14 protein-coding genes, 1 tRNA gene, 3 rRNA genes and 1 pseudogene are annotated in these 17,800 nt (G+C 41.7%); 6 read left to right on the top strand and 13 right to left on the bottom strand.

Features of this window, described 5'->3' with window-relative positions; genetic code table 11:
• Positions 1–7: 7 nt before the first annotated feature.
• Complete coding sequence (gene pgdx / locus QQS40_RS03500) at positions 8–733, bottom strand: hybrid peroxiredoxin PGdx (protein ID WP_128787957.1); 726 nt, start codon at positions 731–733, stop codon at positions 8–10.
• Positions 734–864: 131 nt separating this feature from the next.
• On the opposite strand from pgdx, the gene oxyR reads away from it, so the two are divergent.
• Both oxyR and fabR read left to right on the top strand, forming a co-directional pair.
• Positions 865–1,770 carry a DNA-binding transcriptional regulator OxyR gene (gene oxyR, locus QQS40_RS03495; RefSeq protein WP_289902157.1) on the top strand — a complete coding sequence of 302 codons (906 nt, stop codon included), beginning with the start codon at positions 865–867 and terminating at the stop codon, positions 1,768–1,770.
• A gap of 24 nt (positions 1,771–1,794) precedes the next feature.
• Entirely contained in the window at positions 1,795–2,418 is a 624-nt protein-coding gene (gene fabR, locus QQS40_RS03490) for an HTH-type transcriptional repressor FabR (RefSeq protein WP_128787955.1), read from the top strand.
• Positions 2,419–2,484: 66 nt separating this feature from the next.
• Here the strand turns inward: fabR and QQS40_RS03485 are convergent, their stop codons facing one another.
• On the bottom strand, positions 2,485–3,303 hold the full coding sequence (locus QQS40_RS03485) for a 5'-nucleotidase, lipoprotein e(P4) family (RefSeq protein ID WP_128787954.1): 819 nt from the start codon (positions 3,301–3,303) through the stop codon (positions 2,485–2,487).
• A gap of 251 nt (positions 3,304–3,554) precedes the next feature.
• Between QQS40_RS03485 and ftsB the strand changes: the two genes are divergently transcribed.
• Genes ftsB through ispF form a run of 3 tightly spaced genes read left to right on the top strand, consistent with a single transcriptional unit; the run spans position 3,555 to position 4,989 of the window.
• A complete protein-coding gene (gene ftsB, locus QQS40_RS03480; protein WP_289902158.1) occupies positions 3,555–3,833 on the top strand; it encodes a cell division protein FtsB in 279 nt (92 codons plus the stop codon).
• Positions 3,833–4,516, top strand: a complete 684-nt coding sequence (ispD, locus tag QQS40_RS03475; protein WP_289902159.1) for a 2-C-methyl-D-erythritol 4-phosphate cytidylyltransferase — start codon at positions 3,833–3,835, stop codon at positions 4,514–4,516. The genes ftsB and ispD overlap by 1 nt, the downstream gene beginning before the upstream one ends.
• The gene (ispF, locus tag QQS40_RS03470) at positions 4,513–4,989 is read left to right on the top strand and encodes a 2-C-methyl-D-erythritol 2,4-cyclodiphosphate synthase (protein WP_070776266.1); all 477 of its coding nucleotides are present in this window, start codon (positions 4,513–4,515) and stop codon (positions 4,987–4,989) included. The genes ispD and ispF overlap by 4 nt, the downstream gene beginning before the upstream one ends.
• 62 nt (positions 4,990–5,051) lie before the next feature.
• On the opposite strand, the gene mscL is transcribed toward ispF, so the two are convergent.
• The 11 genes and pseudogenes from mscL to QQS40_RS03415 form a co-directional block, all read right to left on the bottom strand.
• On the bottom strand, positions 5,052–5,435 hold the full coding sequence (gene mscL, locus QQS40_RS03465) for a large-conductance mechanosensitive channel protein MscL (protein WP_289902160.1): 384 nt from the start codon (positions 5,433–5,435) through the stop codon (positions 5,052–5,054).
• Between the two features lie 76 nt (positions 5,436–5,511).
• Positions 5,512–6,888 carry a Trk system potassium transporter TrkA gene (gene trkA, locus QQS40_RS03460; protein ID WP_289902161.1) on the bottom strand — a complete coding sequence of 459 codons (1,377 nt, stop codon included), beginning with the start codon at positions 6,886–6,888 and terminating at the stop codon, positions 5,512–5,514.
• Positions 6,885–7,151: pseudogene (locus QQS40_RS03455) on the bottom strand (glycosyltransferase); the annotation flags it as partial. The pseudogene QQS40_RS03455 and the gene trkA, both read right to left, overlap by 4 nt.
• A 34-nt stretch (positions 7,152–7,185) precedes the next feature.
• Positions 7,186–8,523: a 16S rRNA (cytosine(967)-C(5))-methyltransferase RsmB gene (rsmB, locus tag QQS40_RS03450; RefSeq protein WP_329506129.1), complete on the bottom strand. Its 1,338-nt coding sequence runs from the start codon at positions 8,521–8,523 to the stop codon at positions 7,186–7,188.
• Entirely contained in the window at positions 8,523–9,479 is a 957-nt protein-coding gene (fmt, locus tag QQS40_RS03445; RefSeq protein ID WP_329506127.1) for a methionyl-tRNA formyltransferase, read from the bottom strand. Before fmt ends, rsmB begins: the two co-directional genes overlap by 1 nt.
• 59 nt (positions 9,480–9,538) lie before the next feature.
• Positions 9,539–10,048, bottom strand: a complete 510-nt coding sequence (gene def, locus QQS40_RS03440) for a peptide deformylase (RefSeq protein ID WP_329506125.1) — start codon at positions 10,046–10,048, stop codon at positions 9,539–9,541.
• A 123-nt stretch (positions 10,049–10,171) separates the two neighbouring features.
• Positions 10,172–10,287, bottom strand: a 5S ribosomal RNA gene (rrf, locus tag QQS40_RS03435).
• Positions 10,288–10,436: 149 nt separating this feature from the next.
• Positions 10,437–13,334: ribosomal RNA gene (locus tag QQS40_RS03430) — 23S ribosomal RNA — on the bottom strand.
• Between the two features lie 179 nt (positions 13,335–13,513).
• Positions 13,514–13,589: transfer RNA gene (locus QQS40_RS03425), tRNA-Glu, on the bottom strand.
• A gap of 112 nt (positions 13,590–13,701) precedes the next feature.
• Positions 13,702–15,241 (bottom strand): 16S ribosomal RNA (locus QQS40_RS03420).
• The 16S, 23S and 5S rRNA genes sit together here with 1 tRNA gene alongside, the layout of an rRNA operon.
• A gap of 317 nt (positions 15,242–15,558) precedes the next feature.
• On the bottom strand, positions 15,559–16,227 hold the full coding sequence (locus QQS40_RS03415) for a TfoX/Sxy family DNA transformation protein (protein ID WP_329506123.1): 669 nt from the start codon (positions 16,225–16,227) through the stop codon (positions 15,559–15,561).
• Positions 16,228–16,698: 471 nt separating this feature from the next.
• Here QQS40_RS03415 and recA point away from each other — a divergent pair, with 471 nt between their 5' ends.
• Entirely contained in the window at positions 16,699–17,754 is a 1,056-nt protein-coding gene (recA, locus tag QQS40_RS03410; protein ID WP_329506121.1) for a recombinase RecA, read from the top strand.
• The last annotated feature ends 46 nt before the right edge of the window (positions 17,755–17,800 follow it).

Below are 17,800 nucleotides of genomic sequence, written 5' to 3'. Positions count from 1 at the left end.
CAATCAATTAAGCAAAGTATTTTTCTAAATCGTCACTACCACCTATGTGTTTACCCCCAATAAAGATTTGTGGCACAGTGGCTCGGCCAGAAACTGCACGCACACTCACGATTGTGGCATCATGACCTAATACGATTTCTTCAAAGCTTAAGCCTTTATCATGTAAAAGTTGTTTTGCTTTCGCGCAATATGGGCAACCTGGTTTTGTGAAAATGGTGATTGATTTTTGCACTTGGAAATCGGGTGCAATATATTTCAACATGGTATCAGCATCAGATACTTTAAATGGATCGCCTGGCTCATTTGGTTCAATAAACATTTTTTCCACTACGCCATTTTTCACGAGCATAGAATAACGCCAAGAACGTTTACCAAAACCTAAATCATCTTTTCCGACTAACATCCCCATACCTTCAGTAAAGGTACCATTACCATCAGGGATGAATTTTACATTGTGTGCTTCTTCTGCCTCTTTCCAGGCATTCATAACGAAAGTATCATTTACTGACACCACTAAAATATCATCCACACCATATTGCTTGAAAACAGGTGCAAGTTCATTATAACGTGGTAAGTGAGAAGATGAACAAGTTGGCGTGAACGCCCCCGGTAATGAGAAAACAACAACAGTTTTGTTATCAAATAATTCAGATGTAGTCACATCAACCCATTGATCGCCTTGGCGAGTGCGGAATGTAACTTGTGGAACTTTTTTTCCTTCCATATTAGACATAATGTGTCTCCTCTGTGAGTTAAATTAATTAGTCCTAAAAACTTAATAGGCATTATAGAAAGTTTTGTGATATAGTCATAATCAATTAATTCTATCCTTTTAATTGACATATTCTATAAAGTGAGAACCCTATGAATATTCGTGATTTAGAATACTTAGTAGCCCTTTCCGAGTTTAAACATTTCCGTCGAGCGGCGGATTTTTGCAATGTTAGCCAACCTACTTTAAGTGGCCAAATTCGCAAACTAGAAGATGAATTAGGCATTATTTTACTTGAGCGTACTAGCCGTAAAGTACTCTTCACGCAATCTGGTATGTTACTTGTCGATCAAGCTCGCACTGTATTACGCGAAGTAAAATTACTCAAAGAAATGGCCAGCAATCAAGGTAAAGAAATGACAGGTCCATTACACATTGGATTAATCCCGACTGTTGGCCCTTACCTACTTCCTTATATTGTACCAACATTGAAAGAAACTTTCCCAGATTTAGAAGTATTTCTTTACGAAGCCCAAACTCATCAATTATTAGAGCAATTAGAAACTGGTCGATTAGATTGTGCGATTGTGGCTCGCGTACCCGAAACTGAAGCGTTTATCGAAGTGCCTATTTTTGATGAAAAAATGTTACTCGCTGTATCCGACCAACATCCTTGGGCTTCAGAAAGTAAAATTTCTATGAATACTTTAAAAGGGCAAGAAATGCTCATGCTAGATGACGGGCACTGCTTACGTAATCAAGCACTCGATTATTGTTTCACTGCTGGTGCCAAAGAAGATTCTCACTTCCAAGCCACTAGCCTTGAAACGTTGCGCAATATGGTGGCAGCCAATGCGGGTATCACCTTTATGCCTGAACTTGCGGTATTAAATGAAGGCACACGTGCAGGTGTAAAATATATTCCTTGTCATTCGCCAGAACCGTCTCGTACTATTGCTCTCGTTTACCGACCAGGTTCACCATTACGTAATCGCTATGAACGCGTTGCAAGTGCGGTCAGTGAACGAGTTAAATCGATTTTAGCGAATAAAAAATAATTTATCATAAGCTGAGGAAACCCAATGGCTGGTGTTCGAGCAATTCAAAAAGAAAAAACCCGTCGAGCTTTAATTGACGCCGCATTCAATCAATTGAATGCAGAAAAAAGCTTTTCTAATTTAAGCTTGCGTGAAGTTGCCCGTGAAGCGGGCATTGCACCCACTTCTTTCTATCGCCACTTTAGCGATATGGATGAGCTCGGATTAGAAATGGTAGATGAAGCAGGTTTAACCCTCCGTCAATTAATGCGCCAAGCTCGTAAACGTATTGATGCAGGCGGCAGTGTCATCCGTGTTTCTGTTGAAACCTTTTTTGAATTTATCACTCACAGCACCAACGTGTTCCGTTTGCTCTTACGTGAAAGTTCGGGTACTTCTCAAGCTTTCCGTACCGCAGCCGCTCGTGAAATCAAACACTTTATTGATGAATTGACTGAATATATTGCAAAGAAAAATCACTACTCGCAATATGTGTCTTATGTACAGGCAGAAGGCATGGTAACCATCGTATTCACGGCTGGCTCCAATGCTTTAGATATGACTAAGGCCGAACAAGATTTACTAAAAGAGCGTGTTATTTTACAACTTCGTATGCTGGCGAAAGGTGCGGACTTCGCATCTCATAAAGAAAAAATGATGCGAAAATAGACCGCACTTTCTGACTAAAACAAACACCCGCATCTCTGCGGGTGTTTGTTTATCTCAAGAAGGGAATTATTTACCATCCCAAGCTTTAACTGCATCTAAACGTGCTTTCACTTTGCTGCTTGAATCGCCTTTGAAATAATCTTTTGCTAAGCCGCCTTCAAAGCCACCGTAGTTCGGGTTAGGTAATACGATGAATGTTTTACCAAATTTCGCTTTATTTTGAACAACAAAATCACGACGTTCTGCATTTTGTTTACCATAGATTGCATCACCGAAGTCATCAAGGTTATCACCCACATAAACGACGATTTCATAGCCTTGTTTTTCAATTTCTTCAAAACGTGCTGCTTTTGGTGATTTATCTTTTTTCAAGTAAAACGCTGAATCTTCAACACCATTAAAACCTAAACGTTTCATGTCATCAATCGTACCCGCTTTTTCATTGCTGTCTTTGCGGTTAGACACATAGAACATTTTACCGCCGTGGGTATTTACATAGTTATTGAATTCTACTGCGCCTGGTACTACACCTGATTGACGAGCTTCTACCCAACGAGTCCAATCTTTACCATCAAATGGCTTATTGTTTTGCACTTGCCAGCCAGCATAAGGGCTGTTATCTAACATGGTTTCATCTAAATCCACCACAACCGCTTTTTTCTTACCTTTTTTCACTTTAGCGTGATCAAATGCTACTTTTGCCGCATTGTATGCTTGGTAAGAAAGGGCTTGGTATTCACCTGATTGTTGAATCCAGTTAAGACCTAATACCGCTTGTTGTTGAAGCTGCGCATCCGCTTCTGCACTCTTATCTTGAGTCGCACAACCAGTTAAAATAAATGCTGACATCGCTGCAATAGCGGTAAGTTTTAATGTTGTTTTCATTGATTGTTCCTTCTGTTAAAAAGTCATAATGACAGACAAAAGTATAACAAGCCTATTCAGGCAGTGGCTACGGCTTTATCAAACTTTATAACTAATTTGTGAGATAGATCACATTTTTTATTTTTAAGTTATCCAACAAGACTGATGAAATCATTTTCCAAAATCATCTAATTTTTAACCGCACTTTTTCATCGCATTTCGCTGTATTTCACGGTAAACTATCCCAAGTTTTCAGAAATAATAGGTAATTTATGCGTCTTTTCATTGGAATTTTAGTGGGTGTTCTCGTGCTATTTCAGTACGATCTTTGGTTTGGTAAAAACGGATATTTTGATTACAAAGATATCGCAGCTCAAATCAAAGAGAATAAAGCTGAAAATGAAAAGCTCTCACAAAGAAATCAGATGATTTCTGCCGAAATTCAAGGCTTAACAAAAGGCTTTGAATCTATTGAAGAACGTGCACGCATGAGCCATGATATGGTCAAACCAAACGAAGTGTTCTATCACATCGTCAAAGAGCATAAATAATGAGCCGCGAAATTATTGCCGTCATACCTGCTGCGGGTGTTGGAAGCCGTATGCAAGCAAATAAACCTAAGCAATATCTGAAAATTTTAGACAAGACGATTCTGGAACATACACTCTCTGTCATTCTATCCCACCCTGCAATTAATCACGTTATTCTTGCAGTAGGAAAAAATGATCCCTATCTTTCAGAAATGGCTTTATTTCCTCATCAAAACATCACCCTCGTTGAAGGGGGAGAAGCACGAGCTGAGTCAGTTCTAAATGGACTAAAAGCAATTAAAAATAACCAAGCATGGGTGTTAGTGCATGATGCGGCTAGACCTTGTTTAACACATCAAGATTTAGATAAATTGCTCCAAATCGATGATGAACAAGGTGCTATTTTGGCCATTCCGGCAGTCGATACGATTAAACGCGCGAATAAACAACAAGATATTATTAAAACAGAAGATCGCACTGAACTTTGGCTTGCACAAACACCTCAATTTTTCCGTTGCGATCTATTAAGAAATGCGCTTGAACAGGGGCTCTCTCAAGGTGCCAATATTACAGATGAAGCCTCTGCGATGGAACTCGCGGGATTTCAACCACACTTAATCGCAGGACGAAGTGATAATATTAAAGTCACGCGTCCAGAAGATTTAGCTTTAGCCGAATTTTATTTAACAAGGAAAACGCTATGATACGAATTGGACATGGGTTTGATGTTCATGCCTTTGGTGAAGATCGCCCTTTAATTATTGGTGGCGTTGAAGTGCCTTACCATACTGGATTTATTGCTCATTCTGACGGTGATGTTGCCTTACATGCCTTAACAGATGCCTTATTAGGTGCGGCAGCATTAGGGGATATCGGTAAACTCTTCCCCGATACCGATATGCAATATAAAAATGCAGATAGCCGTGTTTTATTACGAGAAGCATTCCGCCAAGTACAAGCAAAAGGCTATAAGGTGGGCAATGTGGATGTAACCATTATTGCACAAGCCCCTAAAATGCGTCCTCATATCGATGCAATGCGAGCGAAGATTGCGGAAGATTTACATTGTGATATTGAGCAAGTGAACGTGAAAGCAACCACAACAGAAAAACTTGGCTTTACAGGTAGAAGCGAAGGTATTGCTTGCGAAGCCGTTGCATTGTTACTCAAAGCTTAAATTTTAAGTAAAAGAAAAGGTTGGTAAAATACCAACCTTTCTTTATTTAGATTAAATTCTTATTATTTTTTTAATAAATCGCGAATCTCAGTAAGTAATTCTTCTTGTGAAGGACCTTTTACTTTTTCTACTGGTTTTTTCACTTTGTTGATACCTTTGATCATCATGAAGATTGCGAATGCAATGATGATGAAATCAAAGACGTTTTGAATAAATACACCGTAGTTTAATGTTACTGCTGGAGTGTCGCCTACTGCTTCTGCTAACGTGATTTTTAAATCTTTGAAATCTACGCCACCAGTTAAAATACCTAATACAGGCATTGCTACGTCACCGACCAGTGAACTTACGATTTTACCAAAAGCACCACCGATGATCACACCGACTGCCATGTCTACTACGTTGCCGCGCATTGCAAATTCGCGGAATTCTTTAATAAAACTCATAAATATTCCTTTATATTGGTTTAAAAATTAAAAGAATGCGTATTATAGGTTTTAAGATTAAAAAGTAAATTGTTATTTAAATAAAAAATGCGCTCGGTTGGAATAATTTTTCTATTTCTGACACAGATTTCTTGTCATTAATATAAACAATGACACTATCACCTTCTTCAATGGTCACCTGACGACGTGCAATGATAACCTCATTTTTACGTAAAATTGCTGCAATCATTGCACCAACTGGAAGTTTAATATCGCCAATCTGTCTTCCAACCACATTGGATGTTGTCGAATCGCCATGTACCACAAGTTCAATGGCTTCCGCAGTACCATGACGCAAGGATGCCACGTTTTTGATATCCCCTTTGCGCACATGCCCTAATAAAGCAGAGATTGTTGCTTGTTGTGGTGAAACCGCAATATCAATGGTTCCACCTTGAATCAAATTGATATATGCCATGCGCTGAATCAGTACCATGGCTTTTTTAGCACCAAGACGTTTTGCCAGTAATGCAGACATAATATTGGCCTCATCATCGGCACTTAATGATAAAAAGACATCGACGTTCTCAATATGCTCTTCAAAAAGTAAATTTTGGTCAGAAGCATCACCGTGGAAAACAAGCGTTTTAGAGAGTTTCTCTGCCAAGACTTTTGCTTTTTCACCGTCTCGCTCAATAAGTTTCACTTGATACTTATCTTCTAACTGTTTTGCAACACCTGAGGCAATATTCCCGCTGCCGACAATCATGATACGCTTGTAGGTTTTCTCAAGGCGTTGCAACTCACTCATCACCGCTTTAATGTGCTCTGTCGCACAAATGAAGGTAATTTCATCTCCTGCCTCAATAATGGTCGAACCTTGTGGGCGAATTAATTTATCATTACGTAAAATTGAAATGATCCGGCAATCAATATGTGGCATATGCTCCTTAAAAGCCGATAACGCATAGCCCACTAACGGACCACCGTAATATGCTTTTACGATCACAATGCTAATTCGATTTTTGGCAAAATGCGCCACTTGCAACGCACCTGGATAAGCAATTAAGCGTGTAATCTCATCTGTGACTAAGTTCTCTGGCGAAATCAGATGATTGATTGGTACGTTTTCATCATTAAATAATTTATCTTTCTCACGCAAATATTCCGCATTACGAATACGCGCAATACGTGTTGGGGTATTGAAAAGGGTATATCCCAACTGGCAAGCAATCATATTAATTTCATCTGATGCCGTTACTGCAACCATCAAGTCTGCATCAGCGGCTCCGGCATCACGCAAAATCTTTGGTGAGGAAGGGGAACCTTTAACCACGCGTAAATCATGCTTATCTTGCAAATTCTGCAAATGTTGAGATTCATTATCGACTAGTGTTATATCGTTATCTTCACTCACTAAATTTGCCGCAAGTGTTGTGCCTACTTGCCCTGCACCTAAGATGATTATTTTCATTCTGTTCTCTCCACAACCAAAGGTCGGATGCCAATTTCAGCTGAATTTAGACCGCACTTTAATGTTTCAATGCGGCGACAAATGGTCGCCGTTACTTGTTCTGCTTCTGCCATTTTTTCTGTAGTAATCGAAGGATCTTGTTTACCAAACAACAGACCATCGAGCAAACGTTCTGCATGCATCCCTTCACGACAAAAATGTAATACGCCTACATCTTCAAATAATGTGGCTACTTTTGCCGTTTTAGTGGTTGCAATGCCTATTCAAATAGGCATCATCAATTAAAGACAAATTCATTTAAGCTGACCGTTTTCTCAATTTCGCATAATAGAACCCATCCCCGCCATTCTCTTGTGGTAAGAATTGGATTCCAATCGTATTTTCCGTTTGTTCAAACGGCAATGGCATTAATTCTGCATCGGGTGTTTCAGCTAAAAAATGCTGTATTTGCTGACTGTTCTCATCAGGAAGCACCGAGCAGGTCACATAAAGCAAAATACCATTAGGTTTCAATTTTGCCCAAAGCGCTTTGAGAATTTGTCCTTGTAAGGCAACCAATTGAGCAATATCCGTTTCTTGACGTAACCATTTAATATCCGGATGACGACGAATGACCCCTGTTGCCGAACAAGGTACATCTAATAAAATACGATCAAAGGATGCACCACTTAAACCTATTTCCGCAAGCCACTTATCTGGCTCGGTTGCATCACCGCAAACAACTGTCGCTTGCTGATTCAAACGGGTAAGATTTTCTTCAACACGTTTTAAGCGATGAGCCTCGACATCAAGCGCAATCACTTTCGCTTGCGGTGCCATCTCTAAAATATGTGTAGTCTTCCCACCTGGCGCCGCACAGGCATCTAAAATTAATTCATCATTTTGTGGCTCAAGCAATAAAGCAGACCACTGCGCATTGAGATCCTGAACTGTCACTGCACCTTGTTCAAAATTCGGTAGTTTCGAGACAGAAAGCGGTTGTGCCAAACGCAAAGCATGTGGATTATCACATTCAAATGCTGCTATCTCTTGCTCTTCCAATAAAGTGCGGTAAGTTTTCGTGTTATTTTGCTGTTGATTGACCCGTAGCCACATTGGTGGCTTTTGGCTATTTGCTTCAATAATTTCACACCAATTTGGATAGGCTTTTTTGAGTTTATTCACAAACCATTCAGGATGAAGCGTTTGCCAATGTTTATCTACTACAGCAAGAATATCCTCTTGTTCCCGTAAGAAACGACGCAATACACCGTTAACCAAACCACGAAAACTATCTGATTTTAATGATTTTGTGGCATTAACTACTTCATCTACCGCCGCATGAGCGGGCACGCGCATATAAAGTAATTGATACAATCCCACCAATAGCAAGCAGTGCACGATGCGGGTTTTACCCTTCAATGGCTTATCTAATAGTTTTTTTATAATATTTTCTAAACGAGGCAATACGCGACAAATACCAAAGGTGATTTCCTGTAATAAAGGCAAATCCTGTGGTTTTACCTTCGATTGCACGTCAGGAAGCAACGTTGATAAGGACTTACCTTGATCTAAAATCTGCAAAATCACTTGAGCAGCAATAGCGCGTACCGAAAGTGCGGTCGATTTTCCCGTTTTTTTTCGTTGAAAGTCCATTATCCGAGCACCTTACCAACCTGGAACCAATCGGCTCGTCCATTGAGAAAATCTTGCACAAACATTGGTTTCTTACCTGCGGGCTGAAGTTGCAATAAATTTAAAACGCCTTCTTTCGTGGCAATTTGGATACCTTTTTTATCGACACTTAAAATCGTCCCAGCGGGTTTATCTACATGTGGCAACACGGCAGCAGCATAAACTTTTAAGGTTTGTTCATGACCTTGCTCATCGGTTAATTGTAGGAAACTAATCGGCCAAGGATTAAACGCGCGAATATTGCGTTCAAGCTGGGCTGCTGATAGCGACCAATCTAATTTAGCCTCTTCTTTAGAAAGTTTCTCTGCATAGTTACTTTGGCTATCATCTTGTTTTTCCGCAATGAACTTCCCTTCTTCCAAATGATCCAAAACATCAATCAATGCAGCTGGCGCAATTTCAGCTAATTTATGGTAAAGCGAGGCAGAGGTTTCATGTGCATCAATATCGCAATACACTTTGTATAACATATCCCCAGTATCTAAGCCTGCATCCATCTTCATAATTGTCACACCAGTTTGTTGATCCCCTGCCCAAATAGAGCGCTGAATAGGCGCAGCTCCACGCCAACGTGGCAAGAGAGAGCCATGCACATTTAAACAACCTAAACGAGGCATATCTAACACTACTTGAGGTAAAATCAAACCATAAGCGACAACAACCATCACATCGGCATTTAACGTTTTAAGCTCTGCTTGAGCTTCTTCTTTACGTAAGGATTTTGGTTGATAAACAGGAATTTGATGCTGTTCTGCTAATTGCTTTACAGGACTCGCCTGCAATTTTTTACCGCGGCCAGCCGGTTTATCTGGCTGCGTATAAACAGCAATAATATTGTGATGTGAATTTAAGAGTGCAGCAAGATGTTGTGCTGCGAAGTCCGGTGTACCGGCAAAGATGATATTCAATGGTTTCATAATGTTCTACGTTATGGTGTTGATAGGAAAAGTGCGGTCATTTTATACCGCACTTTTGATTATTGTTTTGCAATTTGTTTTTTATATTTCACTAATTTTTCTTTGATACGTTGACGTTTCAACGGTGAAAGATAATCCACAAATAAAATACCGTTCAAATGATCGATCTCATGTTGAATACAGATTGCTAATAAACCATCTGCATCAAGCGTAAATTCTTTTCCATGACGATCTAACGCTTTTACTGTGACTTTTTCTTTACGAGACACTAAAGCACGGAATCCAGGGATAGACAAACAACCTTCTTCTATGCCTGTTTCACCTTCTGAGGCCAAAATTTCTGGATTGATCAACACTAATTGATTTTGTTTGTCGCCTTCAATATCAATCGTAATAATACGCTGCAAAATATCTACTTGCGGTGCAGCAAGGCCAATACCTTCTTCTTGGTACATCGTATCAAACATATCATCTACAATTTTACGAATGTCATCATTGACTTCTGCAACTGGCTCACAAACAACCTTAAGGTGATCATCTGGATAAATTAATACATTAAGTGCGGTCATATTTTCTCTTGTTTTATTAAAATTACGGCGGTGATTGTATCATAGAATCAACGCTTTGCTAAAATATTGAAAACTCCATACACAAAAACCCCAAGCCATTCAGCTCGGGGTTCTACATTCACTACCTGGCGGTGTCCTACTCTCACATGGGGAAACCCCACACTACCATCGGCGCATCGGCGTTTCACTTCTGAGTTCGGTATGGGGTCAGGTGGGACCACCGCTCTATCGCCGCCAGGATTATTCCTTTAATAACTTTTCTATTTCTCTCTGCTCCGCTATCTCTAGCGCTCACAACCAAACAAGCTGATTTACCTTCAATACTTTCTCTTTCTTCTCTGAGTTTCGTCTTTGTATCATTTCAACACCCAAAACCCTTGAGCGTTGTATAGTTAAGCCTCTCGGGCAATTAGTACAGGTTAGCTCAACGGCTCACACCGCTTACACATCCTGCCTATCTACGTCTTAGTCTTAAACAACCCTTACAGATTTATAATCTGGGAGAACTCATCTCTTGGCAAGTTTCGTGCTTAGATGCTTTCAGCACTTATCTCTTCCGCACTTAGCTACCCGGCAATGCGTCTGGCGACACAACCGGAACACCAGTGGTGCGTCCACTCCGGTCCTCTCGTACTAGGAGCAGCCCCAATCAATTCTCCAACGCCCACGGCAGATAGGGACCGAACTGTCTCACGACGTTCTAAACCCAGCTCGCGTACCACTTTAAATGGCGAACAGCCATACCCTTGGGACCTACTTCAGCCCCAGGATGTGATGAGCCGACATCGAGGTGCCAAACACCGCCGTCGATATGAACTCTTGGGCGGTATCAGCCTGTTATCCCCGGAGTACCTTTTATCCGTTGAGCGATGGCCCTTCCATTCAGAACCACCGGATCACTATGACCTACTTTCGTACCTGCTCGACTTGTCTGTCTCGCAGTTAAGCTTGCTTATACCATTGCACTAACCTGACGATGTCCGACCGTCATTAGCAAACCTTCGTGCTCCTCCGTTACTCTTTGGGAGGAGACCGCCCCAGTCAAACTACCCACCAGACACTGTCCGAGACCGCGTTTCGCAATCTTCGTTAGAACATCAAACGTTAAAGGGTGGTATTTCAAGGTCGACTCCAACAATACTGGCGTATCATCTTCATAGTCTCCCACCTATCCTACACATCAAAATTCAATGTTCAGTGTCAAGCTATAGTAAAGGTTCACGGGGTCTTTCCGTCTAGCCGCGGGTACACCGCATCTTCACGGCGATTTCAATTTCACTGAGTCTCGGGTGGAGACAGCCTGGCCATCATTATGCCATTCGTGCAGGTCGGAACTTACCCGACAAGGAATTTCGCTACCTTAGGACCGTTATAGTTACGGCCGCCGTTTACTGGGGCTTCGATCAGGAGCTTCTCTTTCGATTACACCATCAATTAACCTTCCAGCACCGGGCAGGCATCACACCCTATACGTCCACTTTCGTGTTTGCAGAGTGCTGTGTTTTTAATAAACAGTTGCAGCCAGCTGGTATCTTCGACCGGTTCAACCTTCGCCCGCGAGGGACTACAATCTACGCCGGCGCACCTTCTCCCGAAGTTACGGTGCTATTTTGCCTAGTTCCTTCACCCGAGTTCTCTCAAGCGCCTGAGTATTCTCTACCTGACCACCTGTGTCGGTTTTCAGTACGGTTTAGTAAAGCCTGTCGCTTAGTGGCTTTTCCTGGAAGTGTGGTATCGGTTACTTCAGCTCCGTAGAGCCTCGTCATCATCTCTCAGTGTTAAGGAAGTTCGGATTTGCCTAAACTTCCCACCTACCAACTTAAACGCACATATCCAACAGTGCGATAACCTAACCTGCTCCGTCCCCACATCGCAGCTTTACCAAGTACAGGAATATTAACCTGTTTCCCATCGACTACGCTTTTCAGCCTCGCCTTAGGGGCCGACTCACCCTGCCCCGATTAACGTTGGACAGGAACCCTTGGTCTTCCGGCGAACGGGTTTTTCACCCGTTTTATCGTTACTTATGTCAGCATTCGCACTTGTGATACGTCCAGCATGCTTCTCAACACACCTTCATCCGCTTACACAACGCTCCCCTACCCAACAGTATTGCTACTGATGCCGCAGCTTCGGTGCTATATTTGAGCCCCGTTACATCTTCCGCGCAGGCCGACTCGACTAGTGAGCTATTACGCTTTCTTTAAATGATGGCTGCTTCTAAGCCAACATCCTAGCTGTCTAAGCCTTCCCACTTCGTTTCCCACTTAATATAGACTTTGGGACCTTAGCTGGCGGTCTGGGTTGTTTCCCTCTCCACGACGGACGTTAGCACCCGCCGTGTGTCTCCTGAGTATCACTCTTCGGTATTCGTAGTTTGCATCGGGTTGGTAATCCGGGATGGACCCCTAGCCGAAACAGTGCTCTACCCCCGAAGGTGTCCGCTCAAGGCTCTACCTAAATAGATTTCGGGGAGAACCAGCTATCTCCCGGTTTGATTGGCCTTTCACCCCCAGCCACAAGTCATCCGCTAATTTTTCAACATTAGTCGGTTCGGTCCTCCAGTTAGTGTTACCCAACCTTCAACCTGCCCATGGCTAGATCACCGGGTTTCGGGTCTATACCTTGCAACTAGACGCCCAGTTAAGACTCGGTTTCCCTTCGGCTCCCCTATTCGGTTAACCTCGCTACAAAATATAAGTCGCTGACCCATTATACAAAAGGTACGCAGTCACCCTTAAAGGGCTCCCACTGCTTGTACGTACAAGGTTTCAGGTTCTATTTCACTCCCCTCACCGGGGTTCTTTTCGCCTTTCCTTCACAGTACTGGTTCACTATCGGTCAATCAGGAGTATTTAGCCTTGGAGGATGGTCCCCCCATCTTCAAACAGGATATCACGTGTCCCGCCCTACTTGTCGTTAGCTTAGTACCATGACCTGGACTTCGAGTACGGGGCTATCACCCTGTGTCGCTAAGCTTCCCAGCTTGTTCCTCTGTCTCTGTCATTATCACTAACAGGCTCCTTCGCGTTCGCTCGCCGCTACTAACGAAATCTCGATTGATTTCTTTTCCTCGGGGTACTTAGATGTTTCAGTTCTCCCGGTTTGCCTCACTTACCTATGTATTCAGTCAGTGATAGTAGATTCTTCATCTACTGGGTTTCCCCATTCGGACATCTTGGATTAAACGCCTCTTATCGACTCATCCAAGCTTTTCGCAGATTAGCACGTCCTTCTTCGCCTCTGATTGCCAAGGCATCCACCTTGTACGCTTAGTCACTTAACTATACAACCTCAAAAATTCTTGATGTTGTGTTTTCAACTAAACACTTGATTGCTTTTGTTCAATCAAGATTTTATTCTTACTCAGACTTTTTCTTATCCTTAAGGACTTGAAAGTCTCTTCAGTTTTTCAGCTTGTTTCCTGGTTGTTAAAGAACAGAAGATAATAAAGTTATCTTTATTTGGCGTCCCCACGGGGATTCGAACCCCGGTTACCGCCGTGAAAGGGCGATGTCCTAGGCCTCTAGACGATGGGGACAACAAATAAAGATACTCTATCTTACATTTTGCTTACGCACTTTTCTCTCTTCATTCATTTTCTACAATATATCAATCAATCTGTGTGGACACTTATTGTCTCTCGTCTTTGGTAAGGAGGTGATCCAACCGCAGGTTCCCCTACGGTTACCTTGTTACGACTTCACCCCAGTCATGAATCATACCGTGGTAAACGCCCTCCAAAAGGTTAAGCTATCTACTTCTGGTACAACCCACTCCCATGGTGTGACGGGCGGTGTGTACAAGGCCCGGGAACGTATTCACCGCAACATTCTGATTTGCGATTACTAGCGATTCCGACTTCATGGAGTCGAGTTGCAGACTCCAATCCGGACTTAGACGTACTTTGTGAGATTCGCTCCAGCTCGCACTCTCGCTTCCCTCTGTATACGCCATTGTAGCACGTGTGTAGCCCTACTCGTAAGGGCCATGATGACTTGACGTCATCCCCACCTTCCTCCGGTTTATCACCGGCAGTCTCCTTTGAGTTCCCGACCGAATCGCTGGCAACAAAGGATAAGGGTTGCGCTCGTTGCGGGACTTAACCCAACATTTCACAACACGAGCTGACGACAGCCATGCAGCACCTGTCTCAGAGTTCCCGAAGGCACCATTCCATCTCTGGAATGTTCTCTGGATGTCAAGAGTAGGTAAGGTTCTTCGCGTTGCATCGAATTAAACCACATGCTCCACCGCTTGTGCGGGCCCCCGTCAATTCATTTGAGTTTTAACCTTGCGGCCGTACTCCCCAGGCGGTCGATTTATCACGTTAGCTACGGGCGCCAAACTCAAAGTTCAACCCCCAAATCGACATCGTTTACAGCGTGGACTACCAGGGTATCTAATCCTGTTTGCTCCCCACGCTTTCGCACATGAGCGTCAGTACATTCCCAAGGGGCTGCCTTCGCCTTCGGTATTCCTCCACATCTCTACGCATTTCACCGCTACACGTGGAATTCTACCCCTCCCTAAAGTACTCTAGACTCCCAGTCTGAAATGCAATTCCCAGGTTAAGCCCGGGGCTTTCACACCTCACTTAAAAGTCCGCCTGCGTGCCCTTTACGCCCAGTTATTCCGATTAACGCTCGCACCCTCCGTATTACCGCGGCTGCTGGCACGGAGTTAGCCGGTGCTTCTTCTGTAGTTAACGTCAATTGGCTAGCCTATTAAACTAACCACCTTCCTCGCTACCGAAAGAACTTTACAACCCGAAGGCCTTCTTCATTCACGCGGCATGGCTGCGTCAGGGTTGCCCCCATTGCGCAATATTCCCCACTGCTGCCTCCCGTAGGAGTCTGGGCCGTGTCTCAGTCCCAGTGTGGCTGGTCATCCTCTCAGACCAGCTAGAGATCGTCGGCTTGGTGAGCCTTTACCTCACCAACTACCTAATCCCACTTGGGCTCATCCTATGGCATGTGGCCCGAAGGTCCCACACTTTAATCTTTCGATATTACGCGGTATTAGCTACAGTTTCCCGTAGTTATCCCCCTCCATAAGCCAGATTCCCAAGCATTACTCACCCGTCCGCCACTCGTCATCAAAGAAGCAAGCTTCTCTATGTTACCGTTCGACTTGCATGTGTTAAGCCTGCCGCCAGCGTTCAATCTGAGCCATGATCAAACTCTTCAATTCAAGTTCAATCGCTCAATACTGCTGACATAAAATGTCACTACTTAATAAAGTATTATGAATTTCTAGTTAGCACCTATTAAGACTTCAAAATTAAAAAATATTTTTAAAACAAGTCAATCAACAAGTGCCCACACAGATTGTCTGATATATTGTTAAAGAGCAAAAAAGAACGACGCACTGGCTTTATTACGTTTCACAACAGTGCGTCGTTGTGTGGGGCGTATTATAGATATTTCAGAATTCTTTGCAAGTGCTTTTTTACAAAAAATTCATTAACCGATTATTTTTTAGGCATGAAGTCATTTGCGTAATACTCTCTAACTAACCTTTTTGGATGCTCGTTTACAACGTCTAAATCCATTTGCGGAGAGTATTTCATTAAGTTTACTAAGCCCTCTTTCCTTCTCTTTTTCAGTGTAAAACTCACAATTACGATTTTCCAAAGCTCCACGAAGTCGCCAATAAAAAGCTTCACTTGCACTAATATCCGCTTTCTTCAAACGAACAATCGCATTTTCAGCACCAATTTTTCGTAAAGTATCAACATTATCAACCCCTACTTTGTTTAATGCCCGTTCATACTTTATCGATAAATTTGGCAAGTCCCTGATTCGTCCAATCTTAGATAGCGCAAGATCGAGTTTTTCCTTCCTTATTTGAGTAATTGAAAGAATAATCAAAGTTCTCATTAGAACGTTGTCCTTCAAGATACTTTCGGTTAAAGCATAATAATCAGATAATACAAAACGCTTATTGAGTTCATTTGTTGTAAAAGATTTACATCCAAGTCCTTTTAATTTTATTGAAAGCTCATCCTTAGCTCGCAAGTAAACTTTATTGTTTACCCAAACAGCAAACATATCTTTTTGTTTATGAAACAAGCCATATCCTGTAAATAGATTTTTACTTGTCACATCGCCAATAAGTTGATTTAGCAGTTCACATACTTTGGTAATATTATCATTAGGTATCGGTAGGATTTTCATTTTAAAGCTCCCCTTAGAGTAAAGTTTATTTATCTATAACTAAGAAGTACTTCTATAGAATAGTTATACCATAATCAATTAAGTGTAACGAATAGAAATTTTCAATTTTGTGAGATAGATCGCAAATATAAAATTTATTTTCAAATAGGCAATTAGATAATGAAAAATAATTTTATAATTAGATACTTAAACCCATTGAAAATTCTCAAATAACAACCAATAATAACTAAAATTATTCTTATAAGTAATTATCATAAACGCTATATTTATGATAAGTATTTTTGATATGGTCATGACTATCACATTAGTCCAAACTTATATACTTAACAAATTGATTTTAAATAAACGATTTCTAAAAGTTGGAATCTAGTTCACATTTTTTCAGTAAGGAAAAAATTTTCTCTTGATACTGTACATCAATACAGATATAATCTAACCAAATTTAGATAACTCTATTCAAGAAGGTTTTATATGGCAACTCAAGAAGAAAAACAAAAAGCGCTCGCTGCAGCACTTGGTCAAATTGAAAAGCAATTCGGTAAGGGCTCAATTATGAAATTGGGCGATACTCAAGCCCTTGATGTAGAATCTGTTTCAACAGGTTCTTTAGGTCTTGATGTCGCTCTTGGTATTGGTGGGTTACCAATGGGTCGTATTGTTGAAATTTTTGGACCTGAATCTTCTGGTAAAACAACCTTAACTTTATCTGTTATCGCTCAAGCACAAAAAGTAGGCAAAACTTGTGCATTTATCGATGCGGAACATGCTCTTGATCCTATTTATGCAGCAAAACTTGGTGTTGATGTGAAAGAACTTTTAGTTTCCCAACCCGACAATGGTGAACAAGCACTTGAAATTTGTGATGCCTTAGTGCGCTCTGGAGCAGTAGATGTCGTTATTGTGGACTCGGTTGCTGCACTTACCCCGAAAGCTGAAATTGAAGGTGAAATGGGTGATTCACACATGGGTTTACAAGCACGTCTGATGTCTCAAGCACTACGTAAATTAACTGGTCAAATCAAAAATGCAAACTGTCTTGTTATCTTCATTAATCAAATTCGTATGAAAATTGGTGTGATGTTTGGTAACCCAGAAACCACAACTGGTGGTAACGCGCTAAAATTCTACTCTTCTGTTCGTTTAGATATTCGTCGTACTGGTTCAGTTAAAGATGGAGATGAGGTCATTGGTAACGAAACTCGTGTTAAAGTAGTTAAAAACAAATTAGCCGCACCTTTCCGCCAAGTAGATTTCCAAATTCTTTATGGAGAAGGTATCTCTAAAGCAGGCGAATTAATTGAACTTGGTGTTAAACACAAACTTGTTGAGAAATCCGGTGCATGGTATGCATATAACGGTGAAAAAATTGGTCAAGGTAAAGCCAATGCGATGAAGTGGTTACATGAAAATCCTGCGAAATCAGATGAGCTTGAAGCAAAGCTTCGCGCTGAATTGGTCGCTAATCCTGAACAAGCATTAATGGCTGATATTGAACAATCCAATGATGATACAGAAAGCGATTTCTAATTACTAAAAGTGCGGTCAAATTGACCGCCTTTCTATTTCAACTGTA

The organism is Haemophilus parainfluenzae, from assembly GCF_036288925.1.
Lineage (GTDB): Bacteria > Pseudomonadota > Gammaproteobacteria > Enterobacterales > Pasteurellaceae > Haemophilus_D.
This window is presented reverse-complemented; position numbering and strand designations above follow the sequence as displayed.